This is a genomic window from Pseudomonadota bacterium, assembly GCA_010028905.1.
Classification (GTDB): domain Bacteria; phylum Vulcanimicrobiota; class Xenobia; order RGZZ01; family RGZZ01; genus RGZZ01.
Map to the genome: position 1 here is coordinate 1 of RGZZ01000190.1, position 8941 is coordinate 8941.

The 8941-nt window shown below is 65.0% G+C and carries 9 protein-coding genes; 7 read left to right on the forward strand and 2 right to left on the reverse strand.

Features of this window, described 5'->3' with window-relative positions:
• Positions 1-2029, reverse strand: a 2029-nt coding sequence (locus EB084_13510) for a tetratricopeptide repeat protein (protein NDD29274.1), incomplete at its 3' end; no start/stop codon positions are given.
• A 213-nt stretch (positions 2030-2242) separates the two neighbouring features.
• Here EB084_13510 and EB084_13515 point away from each other — a divergent pair.
• The 5 genes from EB084_13515 (at position 2243) to EB084_13535 (ending at position 6403) form a co-directional block, all read left to right on the forward strand.
• A complete protein-coding gene (locus tag EB084_13515) occupies positions 2243-2536 on the forward strand; it encodes a hypothetical protein (GenBank protein ID NDD29275.1) in 294 nt (97 codons plus the stop codon).
• A gap of 51 nt (positions 2537-2587) precedes the next feature.
• Positions 2588-3154 carry an N-acetyltransferase gene (locus tag EB084_13520; protein NDD29276.1) on the forward strand — a complete coding sequence of 189 codons (567 nt, stop codon included), beginning with the start codon at positions 2588-2590 and terminating at the stop codon, positions 3152-3154.
• The gene (gene mtnA, locus EB084_13525; protein NDD29277.1) at positions 3151-4242 is read left to right on the forward strand and encodes an S-methyl-5-thioribose-1-phosphate isomerase; all 1092 of its coding nucleotides are present in this window, start codon (positions 3151-3153) and stop codon (positions 4240-4242) included. Before EB084_13520 ends, mtnA begins: the two co-directional genes overlap by 4 nt.
• 53 nt (positions 4243-4295) lie before the next feature.
• Positions 4296-5447, forward strand: coding sequence for a DNA polymerase III subunit delta (holA, locus tag EB084_13530; GenBank protein NDD29278.1), 1152 nt, complete (start codon positions 4296-4298; stop codon positions 5445-5447).
• A 434-nt stretch (positions 5448-5881) separates the two neighbouring features.
• Positions 5882-6403 carry a hypothetical protein gene (locus EB084_13535; GenBank protein ID NDD29279.1) on the forward strand — a complete coding sequence of 174 codons (522 nt, stop codon included), beginning with the start codon at positions 5882-5884 and terminating at the stop codon, positions 6401-6403.
• A 90-nt stretch (positions 6404-6493) separates the two neighbouring features.
• Here EB084_13535 and EB084_13540 read toward each other — a convergent pair whose 3' ends face one another.
• Positions 6494-6949, reverse strand: coding sequence for a hypothetical protein (locus EB084_13540; protein ID NDD29280.1), 456 nt, complete (start codon positions 6947-6949; stop codon positions 6494-6496).
• Between the two features lie 55 nt (positions 6950-7004).
• Between EB084_13540 and EB084_13545 the strand changes: the two genes are divergently transcribed.
• Together EB084_13545 and EB084_13550 are read left to right on the forward strand one after the other, a co-directional pair.
• Positions 7005-8408, forward strand: a complete 1404-nt coding sequence (locus tag EB084_13545; protein ID NDD29281.1) for a hydroxyacid dehydrogenase — start codon at positions 7005-7007, stop codon at positions 8406-8408.
• Positions 8409-8534: 126 nt separating this feature from the next.
• On the forward strand, positions 8535-8941 hold a 407-nt coding region (locus EB084_13550), incomplete at its 3' end, for an XRE family transcriptional regulator (protein NDD29282.1).

The following is an 8941-nucleotide window of genomic DNA, read 5'->3' on the forward strand; positions in this document are numbered from 1 at the left end:
TCTCGAGCTCGTTGTTGGCCGCTTCATTGGTCGGATCGAGATGCAGAATGCGATCGTACAACCGCTTTGCGTCTTCGACCTGTTCAAGCCCCGTGGCCAGACGAGCGCCGCGCAGGAGCGAAGGCACGGTGACCCCCTCCATCGATGCGGCGATGCGATACTGCTCGAGGGCCTGCGCACGCTGATTGCGCCCTTCGAACACCTCGGCGAGCTCGCAGCGATAGGCCGGGTTCTCGGCGTCGAGCGTGATTGCGACCTGCATCTCCTTGATGGCCTCGTCGGTGCGCTGCATCTGGAGCAGCAGTCGTGCGTTGCGCACGCGATAGTGCGGATCGTCTTCGTGCGAGCGGCCCGCCACCTCGATCTCGTTGCGCGCCTCGGCCACCCGCCCCATCTTCAGGTAGGCCTCACCGAGATCGAGACGCGCCTCGACAAATCCGGGGTCGACAGCCAGGGCTCGGTTCAAGAAGTCGGCCGCAACCTCCGGCCGCTCGCGATGCTTCAGGTAGATGCGCGCCATGTCGTACATCGACCGCACGTGGCTGTCGTCAAGCGAGAGCGCCTTCTGATACTCTTCGAAGGCGTAGTCGTACTCCTCGAGGCTGAAGAACGCCTGTCCGAGATCGTAGTGCGCCTGGGCAGATTCAGGGCTCAGCTGGATGACCTTCTGGAAGAGCTTGATGCACGCGTCGTACTGCCGACCGTCCATGTAGCAGTAGGCCAGCGCCGAGAGCGACTGTACGTCGTTCGGGTTGATGTCGAGGGCCGCCTCGAACTCACGCATGGCGTCAGCGAGGCGCTTCACCGAGCGCAGCGCGGACGCGAGCTCACAGTGGAAGTGGCCTTCACGAGGCGCCAGCTCGATGGCTTTGTTGAAGTGCGGCAGCGCCTGCTCGACCTTGTTCGTGCGAACATACGAGAGGGCAAGGTTGTAGTGCGCAAAGGCGTCTTTGGGGTTGAGCTCGATGGACGAGTAGTAGTGGGGGATCGCCTTCTCGAAGTTCCCCAGCCTGCGATAGGCCTCTGCCAGGTTGTAGTGGGCGTAGGGATCGGCAGGGCTGATGCGCACGCACTGCTCGAGGCTCTCAACGGCCTTGTCGACCTCTCCGAGCTGGAGGCGGATCATGCCGAGATGGTAGAGGGCATCTGAGTAGCGCGGCTCGATGGCAATGGCCCGCTCATACTCCTGGATGGCGAAGTCGGGTCGGAAGATGGCTTCGCATGCCTGGGCCATGGCGAAGTGGACCTCCGGCACGTTCCCGTTCAGGTCAGCCGCCTTCTGGAAGCACTTGATCGCCTTCATGACCTGCTGGGCCTTCATGTGCGTGTTGCCGAGCGCATGGTAGAGGCGATAGTTGTCTGATTCGAGCTCGAGAGCGCGCTCAAGGTGGCTGATGGCCTTGGCCACCATGTTCTCGCGGTCATAGATGAGGCCGAGATTGTAGTGCGCCTCGGCAAACTTCGGATTGGCGTCGGCGGCCTTCGAGAAGTGGAGGATGGCCTGCTGGTTCTGCCCCAGAAGGGCGAAGATCTGGCCTGCAGCCCCGTAGGCCTCCCACAGGCGCGGGTTGATCTCGATGGCGCGGCGAAGGCTCTGCAGCGCGAGCTCGGGCTTGTCGAAGAACTTGTAGGCCATGCCCAGATGGAAGTGAGCGTAGCCGTCGTTGGGGTTCAGCTTGATGGGGTGGTTGAAGCGCTCGAGGCAGAGCTGGATCTTGCGGCTGTAGAACTGCAGCGTGCTCGGATCCTTCATTATGTTGCCGATGCTCGGATCGAGCTCCCAGGCGCGCTGCCACTCACGCACCGCCATCGAGCGATCGTCTACGGCGGCGTAGAGGAACCCTTTGTGCAGGAAGGCGCGGGCGTGGCGGCTGCCGCTGAGACGAAGGCACTGCTCGTACTCCTTGGCGGCCTCGGCGACATCGTTCTTCTCTTCGAGCGCCATGGCAAGGCCGAAGTGCGCCTCGGGGTCGTTCGGGTTCAGGCGCACCAGGGTGTGGAACTTCTGAAGGGAAAACGAATCCGCCATTCCTGACTCCTTCTGGGGGTGAGGGGGGTGAGTGCTGAGGGACGCAGAGTTCGCTGAATCTATTACCGAGTCCTCCACCACCTCCCTTCGGACGCCCTGAAACGCCGATGATGACGCTGATCTGCTGCGCGCGGCCCCCGAGGTCCGGTGGCTCGGACAAAGCCGTTCGCAACGGCTCCAGGAGAAGTCGACACCGACGAGAAGGAGACGCCCATGCTGAGACGCGGACTTCCCTACGTGCTGGCCTGGATGATCGCGGCCCTGGCGTTCTGCGACCCCTCCCCTGCCCGCCTCGGACTGGCCCTCGCAGGATGTGCGTGCGCGCTGGCGGCGAGAGTCTGGCTGGCGTCTCCCCGACGCTACACCATCGGTCTGACCGTCTCCGCTGCAGCCTGCGTCGCCCTTGCCGCTACCGTGCCGCCGTCTGCGGCTGCCCTGCGCGCCATGGTGAGTGCGGCTGGTGGCATCGGGGCCGCCTACTGCCTGCTCCGCGCCATCCGGGGCTGAATCGGCTGCGGGCGCAGGAATGGGCGCACGGCTGAGGAGAAGGGGGGCGCCATGATCGAAGGAAATCGCATCCGGCTCTGGTCCATCGAGAAGTTCGACGTGGGCCGCAACTACAACTGGGGCAATGACCCGGAGATGATCCGTCTCACCGGCATGTCCCCCTACCCGAAATCCACGGTCGATCTCGACCAGTGGTTCCAGAGCCTGTGTGGCAACCCGAACCTCAAGATGTTCGCCATGAAGACCTTCGAAGGAGAGTACATCGGGAACATCGAGATCGCCGACATCGACTGGCGATGCGGCCGAGGAGAGATCGGACTGATCATCGGCGAGGCGCATCATCGCGGCCAGGGATACGGCTCAGAGGCCGTGCGCCTGCTCTCTGCCTTCGCGTTCGACGAGATGCGCATGCACCGCCTCGAGGCCCGCGTCCTGGCCCACAACGCCCGCGCGCAGGCGACCTTCGAGCGATGCGGGTACACGCGGGAAGGCGTCGCGCGAGAAGCCTTCTACTCAGAAGGCAGATGGGTCGACGTGGTGACCTTCAGCCTGCTGGCGTCAGACCCGCGCGCTCCTCTCTCCATCGCCGCCGACAAACACGAGGAGGCACGTCCATGAAGGTCGTCTACTGGGAGAACAACCAGGTTCACATGCTCGACCAGCGCCGGCTTCCCGGCGCGCTCGAGATCCTCGAGCTGGGAACGGTCGAGGGCGTGGCGGAGGGCATTCGCACCCTCTCCGTGCGAGGCGCCCCCGCAATCGGCATCGCGGCCGCGTACGGCCTGGCGCTCTCCGCGCGCACCGTCGCCGCAGAGACCGCCTCAGAGTGGGCGGCCGCATTCCTCCACGACCGCGACCTTCTCCACTCCACTCGTCCCACCGCTGTGAACCTGGCCTGGGCGCTCGAGCGATGTGTGCGCGTGGCCCAGCAGATGCTCGACGAATGCGGGGGTGAGCCCCTCTCGACGCTACGCCCGCGGCTCGAGTCGCGCCTGCTCGACGAGGCTCTCGAGATCGACCGTGAAGACGAGTGGATGTGCCGGCGCATGGGTGACTTCGGGAGCGAGGTCGTCCCGTCAGGCGCACGCGTTCTCACCCACTGCAACGCCGGAGGTCTGGCCACCGGCGGGTACGGTACGGCGGTGGGCGTGATCCGATCGGCTTTCTCGCGTCACGGCAACCTGCACGTGATGGTCGATGAGACCCGCCCGCTGCTGCAAGGCGCCAGACTCACCGCGTGGGAGCTGAGCCGCGAGCAGATCCCCTACACGCTCATCACCGACAACATGGCCGGCTGGTTCATGCGCCAGGGAAAGGTCGACCTCGCCGTGGTGGGGGCCGATCGCATCTGCGCGAACGGTGACGTGGCAAACAAGATCGGCACCTACAGCGTGGCCGTGCTATGCCACCATCACAAGATCCCGTTCTACGTCGCCGCCCCCTTCTCCACCATCGACCTGCGACTCAGCGGCGGAGACGAGATCCCCATCGAGCAGCGCGACCCCAGTGAGGTCACCCACCTCTACGGCACCCGCACCGCGCCCAGCGACGCGGTGGCGGCCAATCCCGCGTTCGACGTCACCCCGAACGAGCTGATCACCGCCATCATCACCGAACGCGGCGTCCTGCGCCCGCCCTACACCGAGTCTCTGGCCCGCGCCGCCTTGACCCGGCCGACGCTCGAGACAGCGGCGGGGAGCGCGTGACCCGTACCACGACAACAGGAGCGAGATCTGGCAGCACGCGATCCGCCGGCGCGGTGAACGAGCTCGGCTACACCGAAGCGCTGGCTGTGCTCGGCGAAGGACAGCCCGCCGCACGGGTGTGGGTCATGCAGACAGACGCATCGTCGATGCTGGTGGAGGTATGGCGGCGCTTCGTTGGCGCCGTTGCTCCAGAGCAGCCAGACTTCAATGTCGCCACTGTCGAGTGTCGACAGGAGACAGGAATCGGCGAGATCGAGGCCATGGGAGAAGAGCTCCCCCTCATGTCGGAGCGCCGGGTGCTCTGGATACGCGACATCCACCGACTCGACGCGCGACAAGGCGAGCGCCTGACGGAGTACCTCGCGAGCGCCTCTCCCCAGACCTGGTTCTTCGTTTCAGCCGGCAAGGACCGCGGAGACGGCGGCGCTTCGGCGAAATCGGAAAGCGGGAGCGAGCAGAAGGAATCCGACGCCGGCCCCGCCACCTCGACAGAGGTGGGCGGAGAGAAGCGAAGGGGGGCGTCCACGCGAATCACGGCGCTGAAGAAATCCCTCGGCAGCGCGTGCCTGCAGGTGAAGGCAGAGGTCGACCCCGACAGGCTTCCAGAGTGGATCGAGGGCGAGCTCGCAGCGCTCGCCCCTGGCGCGACCATCGCCCGAAATGCAGCCGCCGAGCTGATGACCCGCACCAACAAGAGCGCCGCCGCCATTCTCACCGAGCTCGAGAAGCTCGTCTGCTACGTCGGCGATCGCAAGCGCGTTGAAGAGAGCGACGTGCGTGAGACCGTCGCAGACAATGCCGAGCGCATGAGCTGGAACATCACAGACGCGCTCGAGCGCGGCGACGAGAGAGAGGCCCTCGTCGCCCTGCACCAGATGCTCGAGGCCGAGGTGCACCCCCTAATGGTGCTGGGCTGGTTCTCATCGCGCTATCGCACCCTTCTCAAGGTCAAGGGACTTGCTGGCGCGGGGGAATCGGCCGAGCGCATCTCCTCCGCAACGCGATGGCCTTCCTGGAAGATCGAGAAGACGTTGCGCGAGACACGCGCCATGAGCGTTCCGGTGCTCGAGCGAACCATCGAAGAGATCCTCGCGGCCGACCTGGCGCTCAAGACGGGAAACCGACACGAGCGATTCGTGCTCGAGCTTCTCATCATGCGGCTGTCGGGGCTGTTCAACCCGCGTCGCGGCAGCGCTCGACCGTAGGGTGGCAGAACAGCTCGACACGCATCATTGCGGATGTAGAGGAACTCGCACCCAAACCACGAAACTCTTGCGGCAGGCATGGACCCGCGGCGCGCCAAGACGTCTCGACGTCAAGACGCGCCGCCTGTGCCTATCAGCCTGCTCGATGCGAGTGCCGCCTGCTGCGCGGCCTCGAGCCCGCACCCTGCGGCGCCCGGAGCTCCACTGAGCCTCCCCAGCGAGCTGAGGCCGATCTCACGGTTCCCCCGCGCCATCGCGGAACGCCGTGATTGCTGTTCCCGACGTCTCCCGCACGGTCGGGTGACGTCAGTGCTCGCGCCGCGCCTGACGTTCAGACCCACGCATCGTTTCCTCGCGGAAACCGGTTGGATGTTAACACAATGGTGCTGATCCAACTGCAGGTGGGTGCTATTATGTGGCCGGACGCGAAGTGAATGACGCTTGGAGGCGCCGATATGTACGACATCGGTCAGAAGGTCATCCATCCCCTGCACGGAGTAGGCGTGGTCGAGATGGTCGAGGAGAAGACGATCCTTGACAAGGTGAATCGGTTTGCGGTCATCTCGTTCCAGAACGACCGACTCAAGATCATGGTCAACCTAGACCAGAGCAACACCCTCATCCGAGATCTCGTCAGCAAGGAAGAGGTCCCCAAGGTCCTCAAGTTCCTGCGACGCTGCAAGAGCGATCTCCCCGTGAAATCGTCGGAGCGCTACAACGTGAACCTGAAGAAGATCAAGAGCGCCGACGTCTACCAGGTCGCCGAGGTCATCAAGGACCTCTCCGATCTGAGCCAGGTGAAGAAGCTCTCCCCGAAAGAGCTCGCCATGCTCAAGCAGACCAAGAAGCTGCTGAGCACCGAGTTCTCCTACATCACCGAGATGACGCCCGAGGAGATCGAAGAGATGATCGACGAATCGTGCCGCGTGGAAGTCAAGGTGCCCGTCACCGCCTGAGCAGGCGAATCCCCCCCCCCGAAGATGCGATGGAGGCCGCGAAATTCGCGGCCTCTGCTGCTTCCGTGGGAAACCAGCCTTCCCGCGACGCTATCGCCCCGATGAAGTGGAGGGGGCTTCGAAGCGAGAGACCTTCCTGACCCCCTCGAGGGTCTTTCGGATGTCTGCCGACAACCCCTCGAGCTTCTGCGGAGACCCGCTCACAGCAACCACGAGGCAGCGGTCTCCCAGCGGAGCGACCGTGTACTCGGTACGATGGATGATGGCATCGTGAATGAGATGCTCCTCACTGAAGCGGCTGGCAGGCACGCCCGCAAGCGTGCAGCGACGGGGCATGGCAAAGTGCCGCCCCGCGGCGTCGGCGCGCTGCATCATGCGTGACTCGAGAACCGCGGCGGCAGAGAGCGCATCGAGGTGCGCTTTGTTGTCCGTGACGCGGAATGCGATCTGAACGCCGCCCGCGCGATGGGAGAGCGTCAGGGACGACGGATCATCCGGGCTCCCGTCGAAGACCCATGGGTCTCCCGGAGACCGAACGGTGACCACGTCCTGGAGGGTGCGCGTCGGCCGCGTCGGCGTACCCGTAGGACGCGGCCCCGCAATGGCTGGAGCAGCAGCCAGGAGACAAGCGACCAACAGTAGCGCCAGAGAGAGCTGTATGCGCGTCGACACGCAGTACGCTTCTCCCGCAACGCCGACCGTCCTGCACGATGGCTTGGGACGAGGTCTCACCGTGAAGGGGAGGGCTCTGTGCGCGCATGGGCGAAAAAACCGGCACCCCAATCCCGGAGGTGCCTACGTGACTCGCGTCCTCGTCGCAGACAAGCTCCACCCCACCGCGCTCACCGGACTCCAGGCCCTGCCTGGAGTCGAGGTCGTGAGTCGTCCTGACCTCACGGCAGAAACGCTTCCTGGCGAGATCAGCGGATTCGAAGTTCTCGTCGTGCGCTCGACAAAGGTGACCGCCGCGGTGCTCGCCGCCGGCGACGCCCTCGGACTCGTCATCCGCGCAGGGGCAGGCGTCAACACCATCGACGTGGCGGAAGCCTCGCGACGAGGCGTGTACGTGGCCAACTGTCCCGGCCGAAACGCCGCGGCCGTGGCTGAGCTGACCCTGGCCCTGATCCTCGCCATCGATCGTCGCATCGCTGACAACGTGAACGATCTCCGCCAGGGACGCTGGAACAAGAAGGGCTTCAGCAAGAGCCGAGGCCTGAAGGGACAGACCGTGGGCGTGATCGGCACCGGCTCCATCGGCCGAGAGGTCATCGCGCGCCTGCGTCCCTTCGGTGTGGAGATCGTCGCCTGGTCACGCTCTCTCACCGACGCAGAAGCCGACGAGCTCGGTGTGCGACGCGCCCACGATCTCATCGAACTGGCGCGCGGCGCCGACGTTGTCACCGTGCACGTCGCGCTCGCCGCCGAGACCCGCGACATGCTTGCCGGCCCTTTCTTCGAGGCCATGCGCCCGAACGCCACCTTCATCAACACGTCTCGCGCCGAGGTCGTCAACGGTGGCGCCCTTCGAGAAGCGCTTCGCCAGAAAGGCATCTTCGCGGGCCTCGATGTGTTCGACGATGAGCCGTCCACGGGAGAAGGGGCCTTCGACTGCGACCTGAAGGCCTTCCCCAACGTCTACGGCACCCATCACATCGGCGCTTCCACTGACGAGGCTGAGAAGGCCACGGGGGAAGAGGTGGTGCGCATCGTCGCTGCGCTCACCGCGGGAAGCGAGATCCCGAACTGCGTGAACCTGCGCAGCCCAGGGGCGGCGCGGGGTGGCCTCGTGGTTCGCCACGAAGACCGTGTCGGCGTGCTTGCCAGCGTGCTCGCAGCATTGAAGGAGCACGGCTACAACGTGCAAGAGATGCAGAATCAGATCTTTGAAGGGGTCTCGGCCGCCGCCTGCGCTCGCATCATGCTTGGAGCCGAACCTTCGCCCAAGGTGGTGGAGGTCGTGGGGCAGTGCGATGGGGTGGTGCGTGTGACCCGCATCGGCGCCTGAGCCGCACCCGACCCACGCTGCACCATCCCTTGACACCGCTCTGCCGGGGTGGTCTAATTTGAGTCTCCACGCACCCCTGCCGCCCCATTCGAGGCCGCACCCCCGTGGAGTGAAGGGCGAGCTCACATGAACAGGGTTCTGGGTCGATGGATCGCCGCGCTTCGCATGGACTGCGGGCTCTCCCGACGATCTCTCGCCGAGCGTCTCGGCGTGCCTGCTTCTACGGTGGGGCGCTGGGAATCGGAAGGAGAGTCCATTCCCGCCGAGCTGCTCAAGCCGCTTGCTGAAACGCTGCAGGTCTCCGCAGAAGACATCGACGCCCTGCAGAGCCGCGGATCGATCGGACAGCACAAACCCACCGCCACCAGGGCACGACGGCCGAAGAAGGTCCTCCCCTACCCCGTGCGCGGCAGCCTGTCAGAGATGCTCGAGATGGGGGGCGAGACGGCCTGGGCCCTGTCTGCCGAAGCAGAGGCGAGGCTTGGCGCCTCGACCTACCAGGAGGTTGTGGGGACGCTGCCTCGCGAAAACGC

Bases quoted from the DNA above. Each gene is read 5' to 3' on its own strand.
- EB084_13535 (NDD29279.1), top strand. From the start codon at position 5,882: ATGACGCTTGGAGGCGCCGATATGTACGACATCGGTCAGAAGGTCATC.
- EB084_13545 (NDD29281.1), top strand. From the start codon at position 7,005: ATGGCTGGAGCAGCAGCCAGGAGACAAGCGACCAACAGTAGCGCCAGA.
- mtnA (NDD29277.1), top strand. From the start codon at position 3,151: ATGAAGGTCGTCTACTGGGAGAACAACCAGGTTCACATGCTCGACCAG.
- EB084_13520 (NDD29276.1), top strand. From the start codon at position 2,588: ATGATCGAAGGAAATCGCATCCGGCTCTGGTCCATCGAGAAGTTCGAC.
- EB084_13515 (NDD29275.1), top strand. From the start codon at position 2,243: ATGCTGAGACGCGGACTTCCCTACGTGCTGGCCTGGATGATCGCGGCC.